19 protein-coding genes are annotated in these 25,610 nt (G+C 72.5%); 14 read left to right on the top strand and 5 right to left on the bottom strand.

Annotated elements, in window-relative coordinates:
• The first annotated feature begins 157 nt into the window (after positions 1 to 157).
• The 4 genes from rpsA to H563_RS0101025 all read left to right on the top strand — a co-directional run bounded on the left by rpsA (position 158) and on the right by H563_RS0101025 (position 4,968).
• Positions 158 to 1,612 (top strand): 30S ribosomal protein S1, encoded by a 1,455-nt coding sequence (gene rpsA, locus H563_RS0101040; protein ID WP_022880773.1) that lies wholly within the window; start codon positions 158 to 160, stop codon positions 1,610 to 1,612.
• Positions 1,613 to 1,678: 66 nt separating this feature from the next.
• Positions 1,679 to 2,320 carry a dephospho-CoA kinase gene (gene coaE / locus H563_RS14385; protein WP_022880772.1) on the top strand — a complete coding sequence of 214 codons (642 nt, stop codon included), beginning with the start codon at positions 1,679 to 1,681 and terminating at the stop codon, positions 2,318 to 2,320.
• Between the two features lie 9 nt (positions 2,321 to 2,329).
• Positions 2,330 to 3,811, top strand: coding sequence for a class I adenylate-forming enzyme family protein (locus H563_RS14380; protein ID WP_022880771.1), 1,482 nt, complete (start codon positions 2,330 to 2,332; stop codon positions 3,809 to 3,811).
• Positions 3,808 to 4,968: an acyltransferase gene (locus H563_RS0101025; RefSeq protein WP_022880770.1), complete on the top strand. Its 1,161-nt coding sequence runs from the start codon at positions 3,808 to 3,810 to the stop codon at positions 4,966 to 4,968. Before H563_RS14380 ends, H563_RS0101025 begins: the two co-directional genes overlap by 4 nt.
• Here H563_RS0101025 and H563_RS14375 read toward each other — a convergent pair.
• From H563_RS14375 to H563_RS0101010, 3 genes are all read right to left on the bottom strand, one after another.
• Positions 4,919 to 6,184, bottom strand: a complete 1,266-nt coding sequence (locus H563_RS14375; RefSeq protein WP_022880769.1) for an MFS transporter — start codon at positions 6,182 to 6,184, stop codon at positions 4,919 to 4,921. The genes H563_RS0101025 and H563_RS14375 overlap by 50 nt on opposite strands.
• A gap of 162 nt (positions 6,185 to 6,346) precedes the next feature.
• Entirely contained in the window at positions 6,347 to 7,048 is a 702-nt protein-coding gene (locus H563_RS14370; RefSeq protein WP_022880768.1) for a M56 family metallopeptidase, read from the bottom strand.
• Between the two features lie 33 nt (positions 7,049 to 7,081).
• Positions 7,082 to 7,426: a BlaI/MecI/CopY family transcriptional regulator gene (locus tag H563_RS0101010; protein WP_022880767.1), complete on the bottom strand. Its 345-nt coding sequence runs from the start codon at positions 7,424 to 7,426 to the stop codon at positions 7,082 to 7,084.
• 99 nt (positions 7,427 to 7,525) lie between these two features.
• On the opposite strand from H563_RS0101010, the gene H563_RS0101005 reads away from it, so the two are divergent.
• The 9 genes from H563_RS0101005 to H563_RS0100965 all read left to right on the top strand — a co-directional run bounded on the left by H563_RS0101005 (position 7,526) and on the right by H563_RS0100965 (position 19,700).
• Positions 7,526 to 9,088: a cytochrome ubiquinol oxidase subunit I gene (locus tag H563_RS0101005; protein ID WP_022880766.1), complete on the top strand. Its 1,563-nt coding sequence runs from the start codon at positions 7,526 to 7,528 to the stop codon at positions 9,086 to 9,088.
• A 15-nt stretch (positions 9,089 to 9,103) separates the two neighbouring features.
• A complete protein-coding gene (gene cydB / locus H563_RS0101000; protein ID WP_022880765.1) occupies positions 9,104 to 10,159 on the top strand; it encodes a cytochrome d ubiquinol oxidase subunit II in 1,056 nt (351 codons plus the stop codon).
• A complete protein-coding gene (gene cydC / locus H563_RS0100995) occupies positions 10,156 to 13,557 on the top strand; it encodes a thiol reductant ABC exporter subunit CydC (RefSeq protein ID WP_022880764.1) in 3,402 nt (1,133 codons plus the stop codon). Before cydB ends, cydC begins: the two co-directional genes overlap by 4 nt.
• Before the next feature lie 10 nt (positions 13,558 to 13,567).
• Positions 13,568 to 15,631 carry an excinuclease ABC subunit UvrB gene (gene uvrB / locus H563_RS0100990; RefSeq protein WP_022880763.1) on the top strand — a complete coding sequence of 688 codons (2,064 nt, stop codon included), beginning with the start codon at positions 13,568 to 13,570 and terminating at the stop codon, positions 15,629 to 15,631.
• A 107-nt stretch (positions 15,632 to 15,738) separates the two neighbouring features.
• Positions 15,739 to 16,362, top strand: coding sequence for a DUF4129 domain-containing protein (locus tag H563_RS0100985; RefSeq protein WP_022880762.1), 624 nt, complete (start codon positions 15,739 to 15,741; stop codon positions 16,360 to 16,362).
• A gap of 2 nt (positions 16,363 to 16,364) precedes the next feature.
• A complete protein-coding gene (locus tag H563_RS0100980) occupies positions 16,365 to 16,850 on the top strand; it encodes a hypothetical protein (protein ID WP_033209126.1) in 486 nt (161 codons plus the stop codon).
• The gene (locus tag H563_RS0100975; protein WP_022880760.1) at positions 16,847 to 17,830 is read left to right on the top strand and encodes an AAA family ATPase; all 984 of its coding nucleotides are present in this window, start codon (positions 16,847 to 16,849) and stop codon (positions 17,828 to 17,830) included. Before H563_RS0100980 ends, H563_RS0100975 begins: the two co-directional genes overlap by 4 nt.
• Complete coding sequence (locus H563_RS0100970) at positions 17,827 to 19,185, top strand: DUF58 domain-containing protein (RefSeq protein ID WP_051142582.1); 1,359 nt, start codon at positions 17,827 to 17,829, stop codon at positions 19,183 to 19,185. Before H563_RS0100975 ends, H563_RS0100970 begins: the two co-directional genes overlap by 4 nt.
• Positions 19,182 to 19,700: a hypothetical protein gene (locus H563_RS0100965; protein ID WP_022880759.1), complete on the top strand. Its 519-nt coding sequence runs from the start codon at positions 19,182 to 19,184 to the stop codon at positions 19,698 to 19,700. The genes H563_RS0100970 and H563_RS0100965 overlap by 4 nt, the downstream gene beginning before the upstream one ends.
• A gap of 43 nt (positions 19,701 to 19,743) precedes the next feature.
• Here H563_RS0100965 and H563_RS0100960 read toward each other — a convergent pair whose 3' ends face one another.
• The gene (locus tag H563_RS0100960; RefSeq protein WP_022880758.1) at positions 19,744 to 21,315 is read right to left on the bottom strand and encodes an ABC-F family ATP-binding cassette domain-containing protein; all 1,572 of its coding nucleotides are present in this window, start codon (positions 21,313 to 21,315) and stop codon (positions 19,744 to 19,746) included.
• A gap of 189 nt (positions 21,316 to 21,504) precedes the next feature.
• On the bottom strand, positions 21,505 to 22,545 hold the full coding sequence (gene add / locus H563_RS0100955) for an adenosine deaminase (protein ID WP_022880757.1): 1,041 nt from the start codon (positions 22,543 to 22,545) through the stop codon (positions 21,505 to 21,507).
• Positions 22,546 to 22,678: 133 nt separating this feature from the next.
• Here add and uvrA point away from each other — a divergent pair, with 133 nt between their 5' ends.
• Positions 22,679 to 25,609 (top strand): excinuclease ABC subunit UvrA, encoded by a 2,931-nt coding sequence (gene uvrA, locus H563_RS0100950; RefSeq protein ID WP_022880756.1) that lies wholly within the window; start codon positions 22,679 to 22,681, stop codon positions 25,607 to 25,609.
• Position 25,610: the final 1 nt, after the last annotated feature.

Below are 25,610 nucleotides of genomic sequence, written 5' to 3'. Positions count from 1 at the left end.
GTCCCGACGTGGGAATCCCCGCGTTGAGGCGGGCGTTTCAAATCGGGTAAGCTAGAACGTCACTTCTGTGACTTCCCTATCCGCTCGCCTGAAGCGGGAACACACCGATCCCCGGCCTTCAGGCCTGATTCATGTCCATATCTGGAGTATCCACTCAATGACTACCGCTACGACCGACAAGGCAACCAAGCAGGTCGCGATCAACGACATCGGTTCTGCTGAGGACTTTCTTGCCGCGGTCGAGAAGACTCTGAAGTTCTTCAACGACGGCGACCTCATCGAAGGCACCGTTGTGAAGGTCGACCGCGACGAGGTCCTCCTCGACGTCGGTTACAAGACCGAGGGTGTCATCCCCTCGCGCGAACTTTCCATCAAGCACGACGTCGACCCGTCCGAGGTCGTCGGCGTCGGCGACACCGTCGAGGCGCTCGTTCTCCAGAAGGAGGACAAGGAAGGCCGTCTGATCCTGTCGAAGAAGCGGGCTCAGTACGAGCGCGCCTGGGGCGACGTGGAGAAGATCAAGGAGGCCGACGGCGTCGTGACCGGCCAGGTCATCGAGGTCGTCAAGGGCGGCCTGATCGTCGACATCGGCCTGCGCGGCTTCCTGCCCGCCTCGCTGATCGAGCTGCGCCGGGTGCGCGACCTGACCCCGTACCTCGGCCAGGAGATCGAGGCCAAGATCCTCGAGCTCGACAAGAACCGCAACAACGTGGTCCTCTCGCGTCGCGCCCTGCTCGAGCAGACGCAGTCCGAGAGCCGCACCACCTTCCTCAACAACCTGCACAAGGGCCAGGTCCGCAAGGGCGTCGTGTCCTCGATCGTCAACTTCGGCGCATTCGTCGATCTGGGCGGCGTCGACGGCCTGGTGCACGTCTCCGAGCTCAGCTGGAAGCACATCGAGCACGCCAGCGAGGTCGTCGAGGTGGGCCAGGAGGTCACCGTCGAGATCCTCGAGGTCGACCTCGACCGCGAGCGCGTCTCGCTGTCGCTGAAGGCGACGCAGGAGGACCCGTGGCAGGTCTTCGCCCGCACCCACGCGATCGGCCAGGTCGCCCCGGGCAAGGTCACCAAGCTCGTCCCGTTCGGCGCGTTCGTCCGCGTCGCCGACGGCATCGAGGGCCTCGTGCACATCTCCGAGCTCTCCGGCAAGCACGTCGAGCTGGCCGAGCAGGTCGTCTCGGTGGGCGAGGAGGTCTTCGTCAAGGTCATCGACATCGACCTCGAGCGTCGCCGCATCAGCCTCTCGCTGAAGCAGGCCAACGAGGGCGTCGACCCCGACGGCACCGAGTTCGACCCGGCTCTCTACGGCATGGTCACCGAGTACGACGAGCAGGGGAACTACAAGTACCCCGAGGGCTTCGACCCGGAGACCAACGAGTGGAAGGAAGGCTTCGAGGCCGAGCGCGAGAAGTGGGAGCAGGAGTACGCCGCTGCCCAGGCTCGCTGGGAGGCCCACAAGAAGCAGGTCGCCCGTCAGCTGGAGGAGGAGGCGAACCAGACCGGCGCTCCGTCCGGCCAGGCCACGTTCTCGACCGAGTCGGCCGCCGGCGGCACCCTCGCCGACGACGAGTCGCTCGCCGCGCTGCGTGAGCGCCTCAGCTCGAACAGCTAGTCGACGCATCCGTCGCACCCGGAAGGCCGGCCCCCTGGGCCGGCCTTCCGCCGTTAACGTGGAGACGTGCAGATCATCGCGCTCACCGGCGGCATCGCCTCGGGCAAGTCCACCGTCTCCGCCCGCCTCGCCGAGCACGGCGCCGTCGTCGTCGACGCCGACCGGCTCGCGCGCGAGGTCGTGGAACCGGGGCAGCCGGCCCTGGCGCGCATCGCCGACGAGTTCGGGGCGGGCGTGCTGCGCCCCGACGGCTCGCTCGACCGCGCCGCGCTCGGCGCCGTCGTCTTCGCCGACGATCAGGCCAGGCTGAAGCTCAACGCCATCACCCACCCGGCCGTCTGGCGGCGCGCGACGGAGCTCTTCGCCGCCGCGGAAGCCGCCGACCCGGACGCGATCGTCGTGTACGACGTGCCGCTGCTCGTCGAGGCCTCGGGTGAGCGGCCCCTGCGCTTCGACCGGGTCGTCGTGGTCAACACGCGGCGGGAGGAGAGGCTGCGCCGCCTCATGGAGGAGCGCGGCATGAGCCGGGCGGACGCCGAGGCGCGGCTCGGCGCGCAGGCGACGGATGCGGAACGACTGGCCGTCGCCGACGTGGTGCTCGACAACGACGGGTCGAAGGAGGAGCTGCTCGCCGCGGTCGACGAGCTGTGGACCTCTTTGATCGGGCGCACACGCGCAACGGAGGAGGCGCTCGGGACCAGCGACTAACCTGGACAGGTGGCGGACAGCAATACTTCCGAGAGCATTCAGGTCACCGTCGCGGCGCTGATCGCCGCCCAGGCGGAGGCCCGGCCCGAGGCCGTCTTCCTCGAAGACGCGCGCAGCGAGCGCACGGTCACGTTCGGCGACCTGAGGCGTCAGGTCGATCGGGCCGGCGCGGCACTGGCCGCCGCGGGCGTCAGCAGCGACGGCGCCGTGATGGTCGCGCTCGAAGACCCGCTGGACTTCGCCGTCGCCTGGCTCGCCACCCTCGCCGCCGGTCTGCGAGCGGTGCCGCTCGATCCCTCGTCATCGGACGAGGCGGTGCTCACGCTGCGGGGGCAGTTCCGGGGCACCGTGGCCCTGGTCGCCGAGGGACGCGAGATCGACGGCATCCCCACGCTCACGCCCGCCGATCTCGATCGCGAGCGGCCGCGGGCCGCGCGCTCGGGCGACTCCGCGAGCAGTCTGCTCTTCACCTCCGGCTCCACCGGCACGCCGAAGGGCGTCGAGCTCGGCGAGGCGCAGCTGCTGCACGTCGCACGGGCCGTGGCGCGGCACAACGCGCTCACCCCCGACGATCGCGGCTTCAACCCGCTGCCGCTGTTCCACATCAACGCCGAGGTCGTCGCCGTGCTCGCGAGCCTCATCGCCGGCAGCGCCCTCGTGCTCGACCGCCGGTTCCGCCGCACCGGGTTCTGGCAGCTGATGGCCGAGCGCCGCATCACGTGGATCAACGCGGTGCCCGCGATCCTCGCGATCCTCGCGAGCGAGGGAGACGTCACCCCGACACCCGAGCTGCGCTTCATCCGCAGCGCCTCGGCGCCCCTGCCCGAGCCGACCCGCCTCGCGTTCTCCGACGTCGACCTCGTGATCAGCTACGGGATGACCGAGGCGGCGAGCCAGATCACGGCGACGCCGCTCGGGGGAGAGGCTCCGTCGGGCTCGGTGGGCCGGCCCGTGGAGACCGAGGTGGAGGTGCGGGACGACGACGGGCGGCCGCTGCCGGAGGCATCCGTCGGCCAGGTGTGGATCCGGGGGCCCGGCGTGGTGCGCCGCTACTTCGGGGGCGCCGCGGCCGACCGCTTCGACGCCGACGGCTGGCTGCGCACCGGCGACCTCGGCTCGTTCGACTCCGACGGGTACCTGACCCTCGTGGGGCGCAGCGACGACGTCATCAACCGGGGCGGTGAACTGGTCTACCCCGGAGACGTCGAAGAGGCCCTGCTCACGGACCCGCGGGTGCGCGAGGCCGTCGTCGTCGGCAAGCCGGACCACGTGCTCGGTCAGGTGCCGGTCGCATTCATCGTTCCCGCAGGCGACCTCGACGAGACGGATGCCGCGGCTCTCGCCTCCGCGTTGCGCGAGCTGGCCGCCGCGCGGCTGTCCCGCGCCCAGCGGCCCGTCGAGATCACCGTCGGCACCGATCTGCCGCGGGCCGCCACGGGCAAGGTGCAGCGTGCACGGCTGCGGGCCTCCCTCGAGGAGAGGGCCGAGTGAGCCGGGAGCAGACGGCGCAGGCGGCGGGCCACGCGCACCCGCCCGCGGTGCGCCGGCACATCCACGAGATCGACGTCGTGCGCATCTTCACCTTCGCCTCGGTGATCGCGGTGCACACGACGAGCCACACGGCGCCCGCCGACGCGGTCGGCGAGCACATCCTCCTCGCCCTCGTGCACTTCACGCGTGAACCGTTCTTCTGGATCACCGGATTCGTGCTGATGTGGAGCTACTTCCACAAGCCGGTGCCGATGCGGCGGTTCTGGCCGCGCAGGTTCCTGCTGGTCGGCGTGCCGTACCTGGTCTGGTCGCTCGTCTACCAGGTGGTCTACGACTATCCGCGCACCCACGCCGACCCGTCGTTCGGCGGCTTCGTGCTCGACTACCTGCGCTCCGTGGCGACCGGCGAGGCGTGGTACCACCTGTACTTCCTGCTCGTGACCATGCAGGTGTACCTGCTCGTGCCGGTGATCGCGTGGGTCGTGCGGAAGACCCGCGGCCACCAGATCACGCTGCTGGTCGTGGCCGCCGTCGTGCAGATGGGGCTGATGAGCTGGTACCACTACTGGCCCGACGTGCTGCCCGGTTTCGTCGCCTTCGACAAGCAGTACTTCTTCAGCTACAGCTTCTTCATCCTCGCCGGAGCGGTGTGCGCGGACCACGGCACGGAGTTCTTCGCCTGGATCGCCCGGCACCGCGGACGGGTGGCCCTGATCTCGCTGGCCTGCGCAGTCGTCTTCCTCGGCGTCTTCGCGATCCAGTACGCCGCGGGGGAGAGCCTGTACGCGGCCGGCTCGCCGGTGCAGCCGGCCATCGTCGTCTGGGGCATCGGCGTGGGGCTCGGCTTCACGGCCATCGGCAGCGTGTGGGCCGAGCGCCGCACGCCGGGCACCCTCCTCTCCCGCGCCGTGGACACGGCGACCGACCGCTCCTTCGGCATCTTCCTGTCGCATCCGCTCGTGCTGTGGACGCTGCTGTGGGCCGGCGACGGATGGCTCGAACGGGTGCTGCCGAGCCCCTGGCTGACGGTGTGCGCCTACCTGATCGTGGTGCTCGGGGCGATCGGCATCACCGAGCTGGCGCGGCGCAGCCCGGTCAGCCTCGCGCTCACCGGACGTCCTCGACGCCGCGCGGCAGCACGCGCCGGGGGTTCATGAACCCGGCCACCAGCGCCGCAGCGGCGAGCAGCGCCACCGAGAGGCCGAACGGCCACTGCCAGCCGACGGTGTCGACCATGGCGCCGAACACGATCGGCGAGAAGATGCCCGCCAGGCCGAAGCCGGTGTTCATCATGCCGCTCGCGGTGCCGGACCACTCGGGCGCGACATCCATCGGGATCGCCCAGAGCGTGGCGTTGCACAGCTCGAGGAAGAAGAACGACAGCGCCAGCGCGATCGTCGCGACCGTCATCGACTGAGCGAACAGCAGCGGGATCAGGCACACCAGCGAGCCGATCAAGCCCGTGAGCAGCACCGTGCGGCGCGAGAAGCGCAGGTTGCCGGTGCGGCGCAGCAGCCGGTCGGCGAACACGCCGCCCGCCGTGTCGCCGACGACCCCGGCGCAGAGCACGAGCGAGGTGAACAGCGCGTACTTCTGCAGCGGCATGTCGTAGACGTCGGCGAGGAACCCGGGGATCCAGGTGAGGAACACCCACAGCACCCACCCGTAGCCGAAGTCGACGATCGTCACCGGCAGGATGCTGCGGATCAGGCGGCCCCACGGGACGGCCGGGCGGGCCGCCTTCTCGAGCTCGCGGGGGATCTCGGAGAGCTCCTGCGTGCCGACGCGGGGGTGGTCGGCGGGGCGGTCGCGGTAGGAGATCATCCACAGCAGCGCCCAGACGGCACTGAGCAGGCCCACCAGCAGGAAGGACACCTGCCACCCGGCGAGCGCCGTGTTCAGGCTGTCGCCCCAGATGATCAGGGCCCCGACGAGGATCGGCGCGACGGCGTTGCCGAGACGGGACGCCGAGTGCACGATGCCCTGCGCGAAGCCGTTGCGGTCCGGCGGCACCCAGCGCGCCATGGCGCTGGTCGCGGTCGGGAACGCCGCCGACTCCGTGAGGCCGAGCAGCAGACGGGCGCCGACGAGCGAGGCGAGGCCCACCGAGAAGCCGGTGGCGATGGTGGCGACGCCCCAGAGCACGCCGATCCAGAACAGCGACTTGCGCGCGCCGAAGCGCTCGCCGATGTTGCCGCCGAAGATCTGCAGCAGGGCGTAGGGGATGGAGAACGCGGAGACGGCGATGCCGAACTGCGTCGAGTCGAGGTGCAGGGCCTTCATCATGGTCGGGCCCGCGGTCGAGATGTTGGTGCGGTCGAGGTACGAAATCGCGTACATCACGCACAGCATCAGCAGCACGCGGCCGCGCACCCGATGCATGATCGGCGACGCGTGCTCGCGCGGAGCTGCCTGGGTTTCGTGGACAGTGATGACGGCCTCCGATCGGTCGTGCGTCGGGCCCGTGCGACCCCCGCGTCATCTACTTTGTACCCGACAGCGCCGCTCGGGGGTCATCATTCGTTCAGAATTCGTTCAAGATCCTGCGCGTGAGAGTCTCGCCAGGCGGGGTGCGACGCTCGACGCATCCGTGCCCGCGACCCGCTCGACGGCCGAGGCGAGCACCTCGTCGGGCACGACCTGGCGCGCGTCGTCGTCGGCGAGCAGTTCGACGAGCAGGGCGACCGCCTCTTCGGCGCGGCTCGCGATCGGGAACCACGGCAGCGCCGTGTGCCACGCCTTGAACGCCATCAGCACGACGTGGTGGTGCTGGGTCACGTGCGCCCGCTCGTGCGCGACGACGGCCGCCAGCTCGTCGTCGGAGAGCAGGCGCACGAGCCCGTCGGAGAGCACGGTCACCGACCGGGGCGCGCCCGGCAGGCAGTACGCGACGGGCGCCTCGTTCTCGATCAGGCGAGTGTTCGGCCGGTCGGGCATGGGGGAGGAGAGCAGCTCGACGAGCTGACGGTGCCGGCGCCGCTGCCGCGACGTGCCGACCGCAGTGAGCCCGAGGTTGAGCAGCAGGTGCAGCGCGAGCAGCACGGCCGCGCCGCGGGAGAGGGACCAGAGAGCGCCGATCATCGAGAAGCCGCCCGCGACGGCGATGCCCTGCCAGCACACCATGGCGATCACGGGACGGCGCAGCGTCCAGCGCGCGCGGGCGAGGGCGATCGGCACGGGCCAGGCGAGCAGGACGGCGACGGCGCCGAGCCCCAGCGAGATCGGATGGATCAGCACGCGGCTCCCGGGACCTTGGTCACTACCCGGGCCTCAGCCCTGTCCGAGAAGCTTGCGCAAGTGGTCGGTCTCGCTCTTGCTCACCCGCCCCAGGAAGCGTGCCAGCACGGCCTCGCGATCGGGGGCGGAGCCCAGCACCTCGTGCATCAGCTCGGCCATGTAGTCGTCCCGGGTCATCGCGGCCCGGAACAGATGCGGTCGCTTGGCGCGGTCGCGGGTGACGAAGCCCTTGGCCTCGAGGCGGCTGAGCACGGTGAGCACGGTCGTGATCGCCGGGTCTCCGGCGAGCTCGTCGCGCAGCTCGGTCGCCGCGCACGGCCCGTCGGAGCGCCAGAGCACGTCCATGACCTGACGTTCCAGTTCCCCAAGAGATGCCACGCGGTTATTCTACGCGTGGTAGAAAGATTGTTGTTCTACGTCACGTAGAAGTCGGCGCAGCCGGCACCCTTTCTCATCCGCCGTCCGAGAGGACACGCAGTGCACACCGCAGCACTCGACCCCCTGCTCATCGCCCGCTGGCAATTCGGCATCACGACCGTGTACCACTTCTGGATGGTGCCGCTCACCCTGGGCCTCGGGCCCGTGGTGGCCTACTTCCAGGTGCGCTGGTACCGCTCCGGTGACGAGCGCTTCTACCGGGCCACCAAGTTCTGGGGAAAGCTCTACCTGATCAACTTCATCATGGGCGTCGCCACGGGCATCGTGCAGGAGTTCCAGTTCGGTCTCGCCTGGAGCCAGTACTCCCGCTTCGTGGGCGACATCTTCGGCGCCCCGCTCGCGATGGAGGCGCTGCTGGCGTTCTTCCTCGAGTCGACCTTCCTCGGCCTGTGGATCTTCGGCTGGGGCCGGCTCGGGCCGAAGGCGCACACGGTCGTGCTGTGCATGGCCATCGGCGGCTCGGTGCTGTCGGCGTACTTCATCATCGTCGCGAACTCGTGGATGCAGCATCCGGTCGGCGTGAAACTCGTCGACGGGCATCCGGTCATGTACGACGTGTGGGCGGTGCTCGGCAACAACACCGCCGTCTGGGCGTTCACGCACACCGTGTTCGGGTCGCTGATGGTCGGCGGCATGTTCCTGCTCGGCATCAGCTGGTACCAGCTGTGGCAGCGCCGCAAGGACGGCATCGACACGGTCGGCGCCGACGGCCGCGCCGTGCCGGGTGAGAACGCGGAGATCCCCGGCCGGGACGTGCGCGACCACGCGCTGTGGCTGCATTCGCTGCGCGTCGGCGCCTGGGTGGCGATCGTCGCGTTCGCGCTCGTCTTCGTCACCGGCGACCAGCAGGGCAAGCTGATGTTCCAGCAGCAGCCCATGAAGATGGCCGCCGCTGAGGCCGCCTGCGACACGACCACCGACTTCTCGGTGCTCTCCTACGGCGCCTGGAACGCGGAGAGCTGCCACACCGTGCGCGACGTCATCGAGGTGCCCGGCGTGCTCTCCTTCCTCGCCAACTCGAACTTCACCACGCCCGTGAAGGGCATCAACGAGTTGATCCCGGAGTACGAGAAGAAGTACGGCACCACCGCCTCCGACGGCAGCAAGATCAACTACGTGCCCCTGATGCCGGTGACCTACTGGGGCTTCCGGGTGATGATCACGCTCGGCGGCATCGCGGCCTTCGCCGCGCTGGTGGCGCTCTGGCTCACCCGCAAGGGCACCGTGCCGCGCTCGAGGCCCCTGATGCTGCTCGCCGTGGTCGGCATCCTCGCCCCGTTCGCCGCGAACACGGCCGGCTGGGTCTTCACGGAGATGGGCCGCCAGCCGTTCGTGGTGGCGCCGAACCCGACCGGGGTCGACGGCGTGTACCTCTTCACCCAGGCCGCCGTCTCGCCGAACGTCACCGCCGGCGAGCTGCTCTTCTCGCTCATCTCGCTGGGCTGCGTGTACCTCGGCTTGATGGTCGTCGAGGTGGCGCTGCTGATCAAGTACACCCGCGGCGGCGTGGCGAGCGCGATCCCCGAGCTCGGCAAGAAACCCGACGACACGGATGCCTCGGGCGGCAGGTCGCCCGACGACGTGCTGGCCTTCGCCTACTAGGACCAGGAGACGATCATGAGCGACTTCCTGCCCACCCTCTGGTTCATCCTCATCGCCGTGCTGTGGATCGGCTACCTCTTCCTCGAGGGCTTCGACCTCGGCGTCGGCATGCACATGGTGGTCTCCGCCCGCGACGAGCGCGAGCGCCGCCTCATGCTCAACACCATCGGCCCCGTGTGGGACGGCAACGAGGTGTGGCTGATCACGGCCGGCGGAGCGCTGTTCGCGGCGTATCCGTTCTGGTACGCCTCGCTGTTCTCGGCCCTCTACATCCCGCTCGTGGCGGTGCTGCTCGGGCTCATCTTCCGCGCCGTCGCCATCGAGTACCGCGGCAAGGGCCACACCGAGCGCTGGACGATGTTCTGGACCTGGGCGATCGGGCTCGGCTCGTTCGTCTCGGCGTTCGGCGTCGGCGCGGCCCTGGCGCTCACCTCGACCGGCCTGCCGCTCGACAAGAACGGCGACATGACCGGCGGCCCGTTCGCGTGGCTGAACGGCTGGGCGGTGCTCGGCGGGCTCGCGGTCGTCGGCTTCGCCCTGCTGCACGCCGCGAACTTCCTGGCCCTGAAGACGGAGGGGCCGGTGCGCGAGCGGGCGGGGCGGTTCGCGTGGCCGTGGGGCGTGGTGTGCCTGCTTCCGGTCGCGGTGTGGGCGATCGCGGTCGTCGTGCGCGGCGGCTCGGCGCTCGCCTGGGTGCTGCTCGTGCTCGCCGTGGTCGCGGTCGTGTGGTGGGCGATCGCCGCGCGGGCGGGTCGAGAGGGCCTCGCGTTCGCGACCCTCGGCGCGTTCCTCGTGCTGGGCGCGGCGGCGATCTTCGCGTCGATGTACCCCGTGGTGCTGCCCTCGACGACGAACCACGCGTGGGACCTCACCGTGCAGAACGCCTCCAGCGCCCCGTACACCCTCGGCGTCATGTCGGTCGTCGCGGCGTTCGGAGTGCCGATCGTGCTGGCCTACCAGGCGTGGACGTACTGGGTGTTCCGCAAGCGGCTCTCCAGCGACCACATCCCGGCGAACGCCCCCTTCTCGCCGGCCGTGGCGCCCGCCGCGCCGCAGCCGTTCGCCAAGTGAAGCCGATCCTCGCCGACCTGGGGCGGCGGCAGCTCTACCTGCTCGGGCTGCTCGGCGCCCTCAAGGCGGCGGGCCTCGTGCTCGTCGCCGAGGGCGTGGCCACCGGGCTCGCGGCGCTGCTCGCGCACGGCGACGGATGGCGCGGCGCCGTGTGGCTCGGCCTCGCCGGCGCGCTCGTGCGCGGAGCCTCGACGTGGGCGCTGCAGGTCGCCGCGGCGCGCGTCGGCGCGAGTGTGAAGGAGCGGCTGCGCGCCCGACTGCTGCGGCGGGCGGTGTCTGCCGGCTCGGGCGGCGTCGGGGCCACGACGACGCTCGCGACGACCGGGCTCGACGAGCTCGACCGGTACTACACGGTGTTCCTGCCGACGCTGGTCGGCGCGGCCACGGTGCCGGTGCTGGTCGGGGCGCGCATCCTCGCCGCCGACTGGGTCTCGGCGCTGATCATCGTGCTCACCGTGCCGCTCATCCCGGTCTTCATGGCGCTCATCGGCCTGCACACCCGCGAGCGCGTGGCGGAGGCCACCGACGCCCTCGCCCGGCTCTCCGACCACCTCGTCGAGCTGGCCCGCGGCCTGCCCGTGCTGGTCGGGCTCGGCCGGGTGCGCGAGCAGACCGCGGCGCTGCGCGACATCTCCGAAGACTGGCGGCGCACCTCGGTGGCGACGCTGCGCACCGCGTTCCTCTCCGCGCTCGCCCTCGAGCTGATCTCGACCATGTCGGTGGCCGTGGTCGCCGTGTTCGTCGGGGTGCGGCTCGTGGCCGGCACCATGCCGCTGGAGGCGGGACTCGTCGCCCTGCTGCTCGCGCCGGAGTGCTACGCGCCGTTCCGCGACATCGGCGCCGCGTTCCACGCTTCGCAGACCGGCGTCGACGCGCGGCGGCGGGTCGAGGAGGCGCTGGGCGAGGCGGCCGGGGCGGGGGAGCCGGAGTCGGGGGAGCCGGAGTCGGGGGCGGGGGCCGAGCGGCGGGAGACCGATGCCGGGCTCCGCGTGGAGGGGCTGACGGTGACCCACGCGAGGCGGGACGGGGCATCCGTCGCCGGCCTGTCGTTCGAGGTCGCCGCCGGCGAGCTCGCGAGCCTCGACGGGCCGAGCGGCGCGGGCAAGAGCACGGTGCTGCAGCTGCTCGCCGGACGCGGTGCGGCGCTCGAGGCGGGGGCGCGGGTGGCGGGGCGCGTCGCGGTGCCCGCGCGGGTGGCGCTGCTGCCGCAGCATCCGCAGTTCGCGTCGGCGAGCGCGGCGGGCGAGCTCAGGGCCTATGGCGCGACGGATGCCTCGGCCGGCCGCCTGCTCGCCGCGGTCGGCCTCGCGGGTGCGGCCGGGGCCGATCCTGCGCGGCTGTCGCCGGGGGAGCAGCGGCGCCTCGCCTTCGCGCGGGTGCTCGCCCGGGTCGAGGCGGGCGCGCGGCTCGTGCTGCTCGACGAGCCGACCGCGCACCTCGACCCCGCCTCGGCCGAGTTGGTGCGCGGCTTGATCGCCGGACTGCCGGGGCGCGGGGCCGCCGTGCTCGTGGCCACCCACGACCCCGAGGTGCGGGCGCTCGCCGCCCGGCACATCCCGGTCGCCCCCGGTCGATTCGTCACGTTCGGCTCTCCGACCACGGCCCGACGAGCAGAAATCGACGAATCGGAGGCAACTGCCGCCGGGGCAGCCGCCGATTCGTCGGAAAGTGCTCCCGAGACCACCCCGAGAGGACCGAAATCGACGAATGGGCACCGCGCCGCACTCGCCGAGCTCGGGCGGCTGCTCGCACCGGTGCGAGGGCGGATGGCCGGGGCGGCGGCGGTCGGGTCGCTGGCGGCTCTGTTCGCCGCCGCCCTCACCGCGCTCTCGGGCTGGCTGATCGTGCGCGCGGCCGAGCACCCGCACATCCTCTTCCTCGAGGTGGCGATCGTGGGAGTGCGCTTCTTCGGCATCGGCCGCGCCGCGCTGCGCTACAGCGAGCGGCTGCTCACCCACGACGCGGTGTTCGCCGCGCTCACCGAGCTGCGGATGCGGCTCTGGCGCGGGCTCGCCGCCCAGGGTCCCGCCGGCCGCGACCGGCTGAGCGCGGCGAACACGCTCGACCGGCTGATCGGCGATGCCGACAAGGTGCGCGACCTGGCGCCGCGCGTCGTCGTGCCGCTGGTCTCGGGCCTCGCCGCGGTGATCGCGGCGGTCGTGGCGCTGTGCATCCTGTGGACGCCGGCCGGGCTGCTGCTGCTCGCCGCGTGCGCCGTCGCGCTGGTCGGCGGGGCGGCCGTCGCCGTCTCCGCCGACGCCCGGGCCACCCGGGTGCGCGACCGGCACCGCTCCGCGCTGCTGCGCCGGGTTGCCGGGGTGCTGCAGGCCCGCGACGACCTCGCCGGCAACGGTGTCGCCCAGCCGGCCCTGGCCGCCGTGGCGCGGCTCGACGCCCGGGCGGCACGGTCGGCGCGGCGCTCGGCGTGGGCGCTGGGGGCGGGGAACGGGGTGGTCGCGGCGGTGGCGGCCGCGGCATCCGTGCTCATGATCGTGCTCGCCCAGCCGCTCACCGTGCACGGCCCGCTGCCGGTGCCGCTCGCCGCGGTGTTCGCGTTCACCCCGCTCGCGCTGATCGACCCGCTGCTCGAGGCGGTCGCCGCCGCGCAGCGCTGGCCCGAGCTGGCGCAGGTGCTGCAGCGCATCGCTCCGGTCACCCGCGCCGCCGACGACGCGGACCACGCGCAGCCCGGCGCCCCGATCGAGCGGGTGCGCGAGCTGCGGCTCGAGCGGGTCGGCTACCGCTACCCGGGCGCCGCCGTCGACGCCCTGCGCGACGTCGACGCCGGCGTCGGCGCGGGGGAGTGGCTCGTGGTCACCGGCCCCTCCGGCAGCGGCAAGACGACGCTGCTCGGGGTGCTGCTGCGGTACCTCGCGCCCACGCGCGGCCGCTATCTGATCGACGAGACGGATGCCTCGTCCCTCGACCCCGACGCCGTGCGGCGGCGCATCGCCTGGTGCCCGCAGGAGGGGCACCTCTTCGACTCGACCCTGCGCGGCAATCTCGCGATCGCCCGCGGCCGGGACGACGCGCCGGACGACGCGGAGCTCGAGGCGGTGCTCGACCGGGTGGGCCTCGGCGGGCTGCTGGCCGAACTGCCGCTGGGGCTCGACACGCCGATCGGGGCCGGGGGCGCGTTCCTCTCCGGCGGCCAGCGGCAGCGGGTGGCGGTCGCCCGCACCCTGCTCGCCGGCGGCGACGCGGTGCTGCTCGACGAGCCGACCGCGCACCTCGACGAGCAGGCGGCGGAGGCGCTGTTGGGCGACCTGCGTCGCGCGCTCGAGGGGCGCACCACGGTGCTCGTGACGCACCACGCCACCGGGGTGCGCGCGGACGACGTGCGGCTGGAGCTGGGCGCGGGGCGCCTCGCCCCCGCCGATGTCGTACGTCCTTCCTAGACTGGCGGGTATGCAACCCACACGTGCCGTGCGCCCCTTCGAGGTGGTCAGCGAGTACTCCCCGAGCGGCGACCAGCCGCAGGCGATCGAGGAGCTCGCGGCGCGCATCAACGCGGGCGAGACCGACGTGGTGCTGCTCGGCGCGACCGGCACGGGCAAGTCGGCCACGACGGCGTGGCTGATCGAGCGGGTGCAGCGGCCAACGCTGGTGCTCGCGCACAACAAGACGCTCGCCGCGCAGCTGGCCAACGAGTTCCGCGAACTCCTGCCGAACAACGCGGTCGAGTACTTCGTCTCCTACTACGACTACTACCAGCCCGAGGCGTACGTGCCGCAGACCGACACCTTCATCGAGAAGGACTCGTCGATCAACGCCGAGGTCGAGCGGCTGCGGCACTCGACCACCAACGCGCTGCTGTCGCGGCGCGACGTCGTCGTGGTCTCGACCGTGTCGTGCATCTACGGCCTGGGCGCCGTCGACGAGTACCTCGGGGCGATGACGGTGCTGCAGGTCGGCGACGTGGTCGGCCGCGACCGGCTGATCCGCACCTTCGTCGACGCGCAGTACGAGCGCAACGACATCGACTTCTCCCGCGGCAAGTTCAGGGTGCGCGGCGACACGATCGAGATCATCCCGATCTACGACGAGAACGCGATCCGCATCGAGCTGTTCGGCGACGAGGTCGAGGCGATGTACCTGCTGCATCCGCTCACCGGGCAGATCCTGCAGAAGCTCGACTCGGTCTCCATCGCCCCGGCCACGCAGTACGCGGCGAGCCAGGCGGCGGTGCACCGGGCGATCGGCACGATCCGGGAGGAGCTCGCGGAGCGGCTCGAGGAGCTCGAGCGGCAGGGCAAGCTGCTCGAGGCGCAGCGGCTGCGCATGCGCACCACCTTCGACCTCGAGATGCTCGAGCAGATCGGCTTCTGCTCCGGCATCGAGAACTACTCGCGGCACCTCGACGGGCGCAAGCCGGGCGAGCCGCCGACCTGCCTGCTCGACTACTTCCCCGACGACTTCCTCGTCGTCATCGATGAGTCGCACCAGACCGTGCCGCAGATCGGGGCGATGTACGAGGGCGACGCGAGCCGCAAGCGCACCCTCGTCGAGCACGGATTCCGGCTGCCGAGCGCCCTCGACAACCGCCCGCTCACCTGGGACGAGTTCAAGGCCCGCGTCGGCCAGACCGTCTACCTCTCGGCGACGCCCGGCCGCTACGAGCTCAGTGTGGCCGACGGCATCGTCGAGCAGATCATCCGCCCCACGGGCCTCGTCGACCCGAAGGTCGTCGTGAAGCCCACCAAGGGCCAGATCGACGACCTGCTCGAGGAGATCCGGGTGCGGGTCGACCGCGACGAGCGGGTGCTGGTCACGACGCTCACGAAGAAGATGGCGGAGGAGCTCACCGACTTCCTCACCGAGGCGGGCGTGCGGGTGCGCTACCTGCACTCCGACGTCGACACTCTGCGCCGGGTCGAGCTGCTCACCGAGCTGCGGCAGGGCGTGTTCGACGTGCTGGTCGGCATCAACCTGCTGCGCGAGGGCCTCGACCTGCCCGAGGTGTCGCTCGTGGCGATCCTCGACGCCGACAAGGAGGGCTTCCTGCGCTCCGACACCTCGCTCATCCAGACCATCGGCCGCGCCGCCCGCAACGTCTCCGGAGAGGTGCACATGTACGCCGACACGCTCACCGAGTCGATGAAGCGGGCCATCGACGAGACCGACCGGCGCCGCGAGAAGCAGATCGCCTACAACAAAGAGCACGGCATCGACCCGCAGCCGCTGCGCAAGCGCATCGCCGACATCACCGACGTTCTCGCCCGCGAAGAGGCCGACACCGCCAAGATGCTCGAGGGCCGCGACCGCGGCAAGGGCGGCAAGGGCAAGAAGACCGAGCGGGTCGGCATCGCCGCGCAGGGCGCGAACGAGCTCGAGCAGCTCATCGCCGACCTCAACACCCAGATGCTCGAGGCGGCGGCCGAGCTCAAGTTCGAGCTGGCGGCCCGGCTGCGCGACGAGCTGGCCGACCTGAAGAAGGAGCTGCGGCAGATGGAGAAGGCGGGGCACGCCTGAACCGCGCCGGCCGGTACGCGACGACGATCGGATGCGCCGGGCTCGGCGTCGTCCTGATCGCCGCCGCCCTGCTCGCCGGCGCGCCGGCCCTGTCGGGTCCGCGCTGGGTGCCGGACTTCGCCCAGTCGTCCGTGCCGAACCCGCTCTCCGGCCAGAGCGAGACGGCCGAGCCGAACCCGCTTCCGGCCGCCTCCGGCCACCAGGGGTCGCTGGTCGAGCAGCTGCTGATCGCCGCGGCCGCCGTCGCGGCGGCGTTCCTCATCTGGTGGGTGCTGCGCGGCCTCGCGCGGCGGCGCGGCCGGCGCATCGGCCTGCCGCAGCTGGGCGAGGTCTCCGCGGCGGAGGGGCTCGGCTGGCAGGTGAGCGGAACGGAACCCGAGGCGGAGCCCGACGCCCCGACCGTCGCCCGCGGGCTGCGCCGCGCGCTCGACCTGCTCGAGGAACAGCGCGAGCCGGCCGACGCGGTCGTCGCAGCCTGGCTCGGGCTGCAGCAGGCGGCCGAGGAGTCGGGGGTCGAGCGGCGCCCGGCCGAGACGCCGACCGAGTTCACCGAGCGGGTGATCGCGCGCGTGCGCGCCGACCGCGACGCCGCGGGCCGGCTCGTCGACGTGTACCAGGCGGTGCGCTTCGGCGGCCGCGCCGTGACGCCGGCCGACGTCGAGGCGGCGCGGGGCGCCATCCGCGCCCTGCTCGACTCGTGGCACGAGCCGGCCGTCGGGCGCAGGCGGTAGCCGTGCGCGGAGTGCTGACGCGCGGCCGCATCGCCGGCGCCGCCGTGGTCGGGGTGCTGGTGGGCGTGGGCGCCTGGTACTTCGGCGCCGAGTGGGGGTACGGGGTGCTGGTCGGGGCGGCGGCCGCCGCGGGGGTGGCCGCGTGGGCGGCGGCGCCGCAGCCGGAGCATCCGATCTGGCCGCGCCCTGAGGCGACGATGCCGCCCGGCGGCCGCGACGACGTGCTGATGCTGAGCTGGGTGCTCACCGCGCGGCGCGGGCGGGTGCAGCTGCGGGCGGTGCAGCGGGTGCGGGGGATCGCGGCCGAGCGGCTGGCGCGGCGCGGGCTCGAACTGGACGCGGCATCCGATCGACCCGCCGTCGTCGCCCTGCTGGGGGAGCGCGCGTACGCGACGCTGCACAGTACGGTGAATGACACGATCACCCAGACGGCGCTGCTGGGCTGCATCGACGCGGTCGACGCGCTGGGGCGGAAGGAGCACGCATGACCGACACGCGGGCGGGGCTGCCCGTCGCCGAGATCTCCGAGCTGGCGGGCCGGGTGCTCGACCGGGTGGGCGAGGCGGTCGTCGGCATGCGCGAACCGCTGGAGCTCGCCCTCGCCACGATCCTCGCCGGCGGCCACGTGCTGTTCGAAGACGTGCCGGGGCTCGGCAAGACGCTCGCGGCGCGCAGCATCGCCACGGCGCTCGGGCTGGACTTCCGGCGGCTGCAGTGTACGCCCGACCTGCTGCCCTCCGACATCACGGGCTCCTTCGTGTACCGGCCGGGCAGCGGCGAGTTCGTGTTCCGGGAGGGCCCGATCTTCACCGGCCTGTTCCTCGCCGACGAGATCAACCGCACCTCGCCGAAGACCCAGTCGGCCCTGCTCGAGGCGATGGCCGAGGGGCAGGTGACCGTCGAGGGGCGCCGGTTCCCGCTGCCGGCGCCGTTCCACGTGGTCGCCACAAGCAACCCGATCGAGTACGAGGGCACCTACGCGCTGCCCGAGGCGCAGCTCGACCGCTTCATGGTGCGCCTCGCCGTCGGCTACCCCGAGCGCGACGGAGAGCGGCAGGTGCTGCTCGCCCGCGTCGCACGCAGGCACGAGGTGGCAGCCGTCGAGCCCGTGATCGACGCCGCCACGCTCACGGCCATGCAGGCCGGCGTCGAGACGGTGCACGTCGACCCCGACATCGCCGGATACTGCGTCGACCTGGCGGCGGCCACCCGGCGGCATCCCTCGGTGCAGGTGGGCGCCTCGCCGCGCGGCTCGCAGGGCCTCATGCTCGTCGCCCGCTCGCGCGCCGTGATCGCCGGCCGCGAGTTCGTCACGCCCGACGACGTGAAGGCGGTCGCGGTCCCCGTGCTCGCACACCGGCTGTCGCTGACGGCGCAGGCCTGGGCGACCGGGGTCAACCCGCGCGACGTGGTCGCCGAGCTCGTGGCGCAGGTCGCCGGCCCGCCGGCCGTCGGCGTCCGGCCGTGAGCGCGCCGCCGCCCCCGGCCGCGCCCCGGTGGCGGCTGACGGCGGTGCAGCTCGGCGCCGTCGTCGCCGGGCTGCTGCTCGCCGCCGCGGGCGCCGTGACCGGCCGCGCCGACGTCGTGGTGCTCGGCCTGCCCCTGCTCGCCCTGGCCGCGTGGGCCTGGGATCGCCGGCCGCCCGGCACCGACGGGGGCAGGGCGACGGATGACGCGGTCGCCGCCGCCCCGGAGGTGTCGCTGACCGCGGGCCACGGCCCCGTCGAGGGTGCGCTCGGCTACTGGCTGCGCCTCGTCCCGCCCGAGGGGGTCGAGGCGGTGCAGCTGCGCACCCGTCCGCTCGGCGACCGGGCGCGGCTCGACGTGCTGGCGGTGCGTCCGGGCCGACCCGTCGAGGTGCACGGCACCGTGCCGGTGCCGCACTCGGGGCCGCAGACCGTGCTGATCGCCGAGTGGCGGCTCGTCGCGACCGGGGGAGCGCTGCTGACCGACGTCTCGCCCGAGCTGACGGTCGAGCGGGTCATCTCCCCGCCGTTCGCGCCGCTGTCGGCGCTGCCGCTGCCGCGCCGGCTGACCGGCCTCACCGGCACGCGCGACTCCTCCCGCCCCGGCGACGGGGGCGACTTCCACGACATCGACCGGTTCCGGCCCGGCGACCGGCTGCGGCGCATCGACTGGAAGGCGACGGCACGGCTCGCCCGGCAGGAGGGCGAGCTGTACGTGCGGCGCACCCTCGCGCAGTCCGACACGACCGTGGTCGTGGTCGTCGACAGCGCCGTCGACGTGGGCGAGAACGTCGCCGACTGGGTCCGGCACGCTCCGCTCACGAGCGGCGTCACCTCACTCGACATCGCGCGCTCCGCCGCGTCGTCGATCGCCGCCGGCTACCTGCGGGCCGGCGACCGGGTCGGATTCGCCGACCTGTCGGCTCCGCGCCGTGCAGTGCCGCCCGGGGCCGGGTCCCGGCACCTGAGCCGGCTGCTGACGCACATCGCGGCCACCGGGCCGGTCGCCGAGCGGGCCGCGAGCCGCCGGCCGCCGCTCGTCACGGGCGGCGCCCAGGTGTTCCTCCTCTCCGCCTTCCTCGACGCGCACCCGGCGAACACCGCGCTGGTGCTTGCGGCCGCCGGCCACCGCGTGGTCGCCGTCGACGTGCTGCCCGCGCCGGCCACGGACGAACTCACTCCCGAGCGGCGGCTCGCGCATCGCGTGCTAATGATGGAGCGCGACGACCAGCTCGCCGAGCTGGCGGGTGGCGGGGTCGACCTGCTGCGCTGGGGCCACGACGTGCACGATACCGGGCGCGACGCCGCCCTGCTGGCGCTGGCCCGTCCGCAGCGGCTCGGCGGAGTCATCCGATGACGGCCGTCGCCACCCTCGCCGGCGGGGGCCGTGCCGTGCCCGCCTGGTCGCTGCGCGTCGCGTTCCTGCTGGTCGGCGCAGCGCTGGTGGCGACCCGGCCGCTCGATCCGGCGACGGTCGCCGCGGGCGGCCTCGTGGTGCTCGCCGCGGCGGTCCCGTGGGCGGGCGTCGCGTGGGCGGCGATCGCGGTGTTCGGCCTCGATCAGCTCGGCGATGCGGCGAGCGTCGGCGGCTGGCATCCGTACGTTCTGCTGCCTGGCCTGGTCGCCCTGCACCTGCTCGCCTCGCAGTTCGCGATCACGCCGGTGTCTGCCCGCTTCGCCCTCGCCGCACTGCGCCGGCCGGCTGTGCGCGCGGGCGTAGTCACCGCCGCCGGGGAGGCCGCTCTCGCCGTCGCGCTCTGGGCGCAGGCGGGCGTGCACCTCGGCTGGAGCCCGGCCGCCGTCATCGCAGCCGCGGCCCTGCTCGCCCTCGCCGGGCTGCTCTTCCTCCGGCTCCTCAGCCGCCGCCGGTAGGTGCACGGTGGTCACGAGGGTCGGGTCACCCGGCGACCCGCGCTCAAAGCCCCACCTGCCGCAGCACCCCGCCCGGCTCCAGCCGCAGCTCGGCGTCGAGTCCCAGCCGGTCGAGGAAGCGCCGGTCGTGGCTGACCACCAGCAGGCCGCCCCGGTAGGCCGCGAGTGCCTCCACGAGCCGATCGACCGAGTCGAGGTCGAGGTTGTTGGTCGGCTCGTCGAGCACGAGCAGCTGCGCCGGCGGCTCGGCGAGCAGCAGCCGCGCGAGCGCGACCCGGAACCGTTCGCCGCCGGACAGGCTCGCGACCGGCCGGTCGACCGCCGCGCCGCGGATCAGGAACCGCGCGAGCCGGTTGCGCAGCTCGCCCGGCGGCACGGTCGGCGCGCCGGCCCGCACGTTCTCGAGCACGCTGCGGTCCTCCTCGAGCGTGTCGATGCGCTGGGTGAGATACGCGACCCGGTCGGTGGCGAGGCCACGCCCGGCCACGAGCGCCTCGAGCAGCGTCGTCTTGCCCACGCCGTTCGGCCCGGTGAGGGCAACCCGCTCCGGCCCCTGCAGCACGAACTCGCGGCCGTCGGCGCCGGTCAGCACCGCCAGCCGCCGCCCGCGCGCCACCCGCGGGTCGGGCAGGTCGACCGTGATCCGGTCGTCGTCGCGCACGAGCCGCTCCGCCTCCTCCACGGCGGCCCGGGCCTCGGCCTCCCGGTCGGCGTGCATGCCGCGGATCTTCGCTCCCGACTTCTCGCCCGAGTTCTTCATCGCGTCGAACGCCGCCTTGCCGAAGTCGCCCGAGGCGCGCTTCTTCCGCCCGTCGCGGGCGCTGCGCGCCACCTTCGCCTCGGCCGCGATCCGGTCGCGCCTCTCGACCCGCAGCCGCTGCTCCGCGGTCCGCAGCACCTGCCGGGCCGCGTCCTGCTGCTCCTCGAGCCAGGCGCGGTACGCGCTGTACGGCCCGCCGAAGACGGTCAGCCCGCCGCCGCGCAGCTCGGCCGTGTCGTCCATCAGCTCGAGCAGCTCGAGGTCGTGGCTGACGACGATCAGCGTGCCGCGCCAGCCGCGCACGAGCTCGTACAGCCGGGCGCGCGCGTCGCCGTCGAGGTTGTTGGTGGGCTCGTCGAGCAGGGCGACGGATGCGCGGCGCAACAGCACCCCGACGACGCCGGCCAGCATCGCCTCGCCGCCGGAGAGCTCAGCGACCCGACGGTCGACGTCGGCGGGCAGCCCGGCCTGCGCGAGCGCCGCCTCCGCCCGCTCCTCGACGTCCCAGCCGTCGCCGATGACGTCGAACAGCTCCGGGGATGCGTCGCCGGAGGCGACGGCGCGCACGGCGTCGAGCTGCGGGCGGATGCCGAGAAGCTCGCCGACCGAGGCATCCGTCGCCAGGGTCAGGTGCTGCGGCAGGTGGTCGACCGTGCCGTGCACGCTCACGCTGCCCGAGGTGGGCGAGAGCTGCCCGGCGATGAGCTTCAGCAGGGTCGATTTGCCGGCGCCGTTCGCGCCGATGAGGCCGGTGCGGCCGCGGCCGAAGGCGCCCGAGACGCCGTCGAGGGCGGGGGTTCCGTCCGGCCAGGAAAAGCTGAGGTCGTGCAGCACGACCGAGGGGGAGGAGGGCATGGAAAAGCTCCGGTTCGTGTCGATGCGCCGACACGGCGGAGCCCTGCTCACGGAATGCGGGGACGGACGCCGGTGTCAGCGCGAGGGGATCGCGTGACCGGTGCTGTCCGTCATCGAAGCGCCTTCCGATTCGCCCCCTGGCATCTGCGGTTCGTCCGCGAGGGCGGTCTCATTGTGGCACGCGCGCGGTCAGGGGGCGAGCGCCGCGTCGAGCGCGAGGAAGCCGGCCGTGAAGTCGGCCCGCAGCCGGGCCTTCTCGTCCTCGTCGCAGAAGGCGCCGTCGATGCCGGCGAGCGCGATCGCCTTCGCCCCCTCGGCGTCGATGCCGAAGTCGTGCAGCGCCTCCGCGTACTCGCGGCCGAGATCGGTGCGGAAGAACACGCCGTCGTCGGTGGACACCGAGACGTTGAGCCCCGCCCGGATCATCCGCGCGATGCGGTGGTCGGGGTCGAGCGGCCAGCCCGACAGCACATTGGTCGAGACGGGCGTCGTCGCGAACGGCACCCGCTCCTCGCGCACCCGCGCGACCAGCCCGGGGTCGTCGAGCACCCGGTAGCCGTGGTCGATGCGGTCCACGCCCAGCACGTCGAGGGCGACCCGGACGTCCTCGGCCGACGCCGTCTCGGTCTCGCCGGCGTGCGCGGTCGTCTTCAGCCCGTGCCGTTTCGCGAGGGCGTAGGCCTCCGCGAAGCGGCCCGGGTCCTCGGTGCCCTTCGGCGTGAGATCGTCCTGGCCGAGGGCGACGACGTCGGGGTACGGATGCTCCAGCATCCGCTCGACGAGCTCGACGGCCGCCCGCGCGCTCTCTCGCCGGTTGATGGCGATCACGATGCGGTAGCCCACGCCGAGGTCCCGCTCGGCGGCGCGCAGCCCGTCGCGGATCGGGTCGAGCAGCTCGGTGTACCCGATGCCGCGCTGCGCGAAGTACTGCGGGTTCACGCCGTACTCGCGGTAGAGCAGGTTGCCCGCGGCGACCGCGGCCCGCACGCCGTCGTAGGCGGTCTGGGCGAGGTCGGCGGGGGAGCGCAGCACGTCGGTCGCGGCGCGGAAGGCGACCAGGAAGTCGGCCAGGTCGTCGTAGTCGAACAGCTCGTCGGGGTCGGTCGTCGGCAGGGCGACGCCGTACTGGTCGGCCAGCGCGATCAGCCGCGCCGGCTCGAGGGTGGAGACGAAGTGGCAGTGCAGCTCGGCCTTGGGCAGCAGCCGCAGGTAGTCGCGCAGGGTGATCACCCGCTCATCCTGCCGCACGGCCGGGCGGCGCCCGCCGGGCCCCGCCGCCGGGCGCCCGCCGGGCCGTGCCGCCCGGCGCCTGCCGCCCGGCGCCCGTGAGCGCGATGTCGGAGGTCGAACCTAGACTCGAGGCGTGACGTCTGAGAGCCCCCGATCCGCCTTCGGGCACGTGCATCCCGTCGACACCCACGCCAAGCTGAGCGTGCGCGGCGCGCGGGTGCACAACCTGCGCGACGTCGACCTCGAGATCCCGCGCGATGCGCTCGTGGTGTTCACCGGGCTGTCCGGCTCCGGCAAGTCCTCGCTCGCCTTCGACACGATCTTCGCCGAGGGCCAGCGCCGCTACGTCGAGTCGCTCTCCGCATATGCGCGCCAGTTCCTCGGCCAGGTCGACCGGCCCGACGTCGACTTCATCGAGGGCCTCAGCCCCGCCGTGTCGATCGACCAGAAGTCGACGAACCGCAACCCGCGCTCCACCGTCGGCACCATCACCGAGATCTACGACTACATGCGCCTGCTCTGGGCGCGCATCGGCGTCGCCCACTGCCCCGAGTGCGGCGAGCCGATCCAGCGCCAGACGGTGCAGCAGATCGCCGACCGCCTGATGGAGCTGCCGGAGCGCACCCGCTACCAGGTCGTCGCGCCGGTCGTGAAGCAGAAGAAGGGCGAGTTCGTCGACCTCTTCGCCGAGCTGAGCGCAAAGGGCTTCGCCCGCGTGCTCGTCGACGGCGAGCAGTACCAGCTCTCCGAGCCGCCGACCCTGAAGAAGTCGTACAAGCACGACATTTCGGTCATCGTCGACCGGCTGGTCGCCGGCCCCGAGATCCTCGGCCGGCTCACCGACTCGATCGAGACGGCGCTGGGCCTCACCGACGGCCTGATCGACGTGAACTTCGTCGACGAGCCCGCCGATTCCCCCGACTCGTGGGTGCGGTTCAGCGAGAAGCTGGCCTGCCCGAACGGGCACCCGATCCAGCTCACCGAGATCGAGCCGCGCACCTTCTCCTTCAACGCGCCGTTCGGCGCGTGCCCCGAGTGCTCGGGCCTCGGCGTGCGCATGGCCGTGGACGAAGACCTGCTGCTCGGCGACCCCGACGCGAGCATCGCCGACGGCGTCATCATCCCGTGGACCAGCCAGGGCAAGAGCCTGTACCAGTACTACGAGAAGCTGCTGGCCGGCCTCGCCCGCGACCTCGACTTCGACCTCGACACCCCGTGGAAGCGGCTGCCCGAGCGGGTGCGCCGCGCCGTCATGCACGGCGAGAACTTCGAGGTGAAGGTCAAGTGGCGCAACCGCTTCGGCCGCGAGATGAGCTACACCTCCGGCTTCGAGGGCGTCGTGCCGTACATCGAGCGGCAGTACGCCCAGGCCGAGACCGACACCCAGCGCCAGCGCTGGGCCGAGTACCTGCGCGAGGTGCCCTGCCCGGTCTGCGATGGCAAGCGGCTCAAGCCCGAGGTGCTCGCCGTGCTGATCCACGGGCACTCCATCGCCGACGTCGCCGAGCTCAGCCTCACCGACGCCCGCGAGTTCATGAACAAGCTCACGCTCACCGACCGCGAGGCCATGATCGCCGCCCAGGTGCTGCGCGAGATCAAGGTGCGCCTCGACTTCCTCATCCAGGTCGGCCTCGGCTACCTCAACATGGCGCGCGCGGCCGGCACGCTCTCCGGCGGCGAAGCCCAGCGCATCCGTCTCGCCACCCAGATCGGGTCGGGCCTGACCGGCGTGCTGTACGTGCTCGACGAGCCGTCGATCGGCCTGCACCAGCGCGACAACCGGCGGCTGATCGAGACGCTCGTCGCGCTGCGCGACCTCGGCAACACGCTGATCGTGGTCGAGCACGACGAAGACACCATCCGCACCGCCGACTGGATCGTCGACATCGGCCCGGGCGCCGGCGTGAACGGCGGCCGGGTGGTGCACTCGGGCACCTACGACTCGCTGGTCGAGAACCGCGACTCGCTCACCGGCGACTACCTGGCCGGGCGGCGCGCCATCGAGACGCCGAAGAAGCGGCGCAAGATCGACAAGAAGCGGATGCTGACGGTCGTCGGCGCCAACGCCAACAACCTCAAGGACATCTCGGTCGAGTTCCCGCTCGGCGTATTCACCGCCGTCACCGGGGTGTCGGGCTCGGGCAAGTCGACCCTCGTCAACGACATCCTCTACCGGGTGCTCGCCCAGCGCCTCAACGGCGCCCGCAAGGTGGCGGCCAAGCACACCCGCGTCACCGGCGTCGAGAACCTCGACAAGGTGGTGCACGTCGACCAGGCCCCGATCGGCCGCACGCCCCGCTCCAACCCGGCCACCTACACGGGCGTGTTCGACAAGATCCGCACCCTGTTCAGCGAGACAGCCGAGGCGAAGGCGCGAGGCTACCAGCCCGGCCGGTTCAGCTTCAACGTCAAGGGCGGCCGCTGCGAGAACTGCCAGGGCGACGGCACGATCAAGATCGAGATGAACTTCCTGCCCGACGTGTACGTCGCCTGCGAGGTATGCCACGGCGCCCGGTACAACCGCGACACCCTGCAGGTGCACTACAAGGGCAAGAACATCGCCGAGGTGCTCGACATGCCGATCGCCGAGGCGGCCGAGTTCTTCGAGCCGATCAGCGCCATCCACCGCTACCTGAAGACCCTGGTCGACGTGGGCCTCGGCTACGTGCGGCTCGGCCAGTCGGCCACGACGCTGTCCGGCGGCGAGGCGCAGCGCGTCAAGCTCGCCACCGAGCTGCAGCGGCGCACCAACGGCCGCAGCGTGTACGTGCTCGACGAGCCGACCACGGGCCTGCACTTCGAGGACGTGCGCAAGCTGCTGCTGGTGCTCGGCGGCCTCGTCGACAAGGGCAACACCGTGATCGTGATCGAGCACAATCTCGACGTGATCAAGAGCGCCGACTGGATCATCGACCTCGGCCCCGAGGGCGGTGCAGGCGGCGGCACCGTCATCGCCACCGGAACGCCCGAGCAGGTGGCCCGCGTCGAGCAGAGCCACACCGGCCGGTTCCTGCGCGAGATGCTCGGCATCGACGTTCCGGCCGGGGCGCGGGCGACCGCCTAGC

Source organism: Gryllotalpicola ginsengisoli DSM 22003 (assembly GCF_000419445.1).
GTDB classification, from domain to species: Bacteria; Actinomycetota; Actinomycetes; order Actinomycetales; family Microbacteriaceae; genus Gryllotalpicola; species Gryllotalpicola ginsengisoli.
Note: the sequence above shows the minus strand (reverse complement) of the source record. Positions and strands in the feature narration are given on the sequence as shown.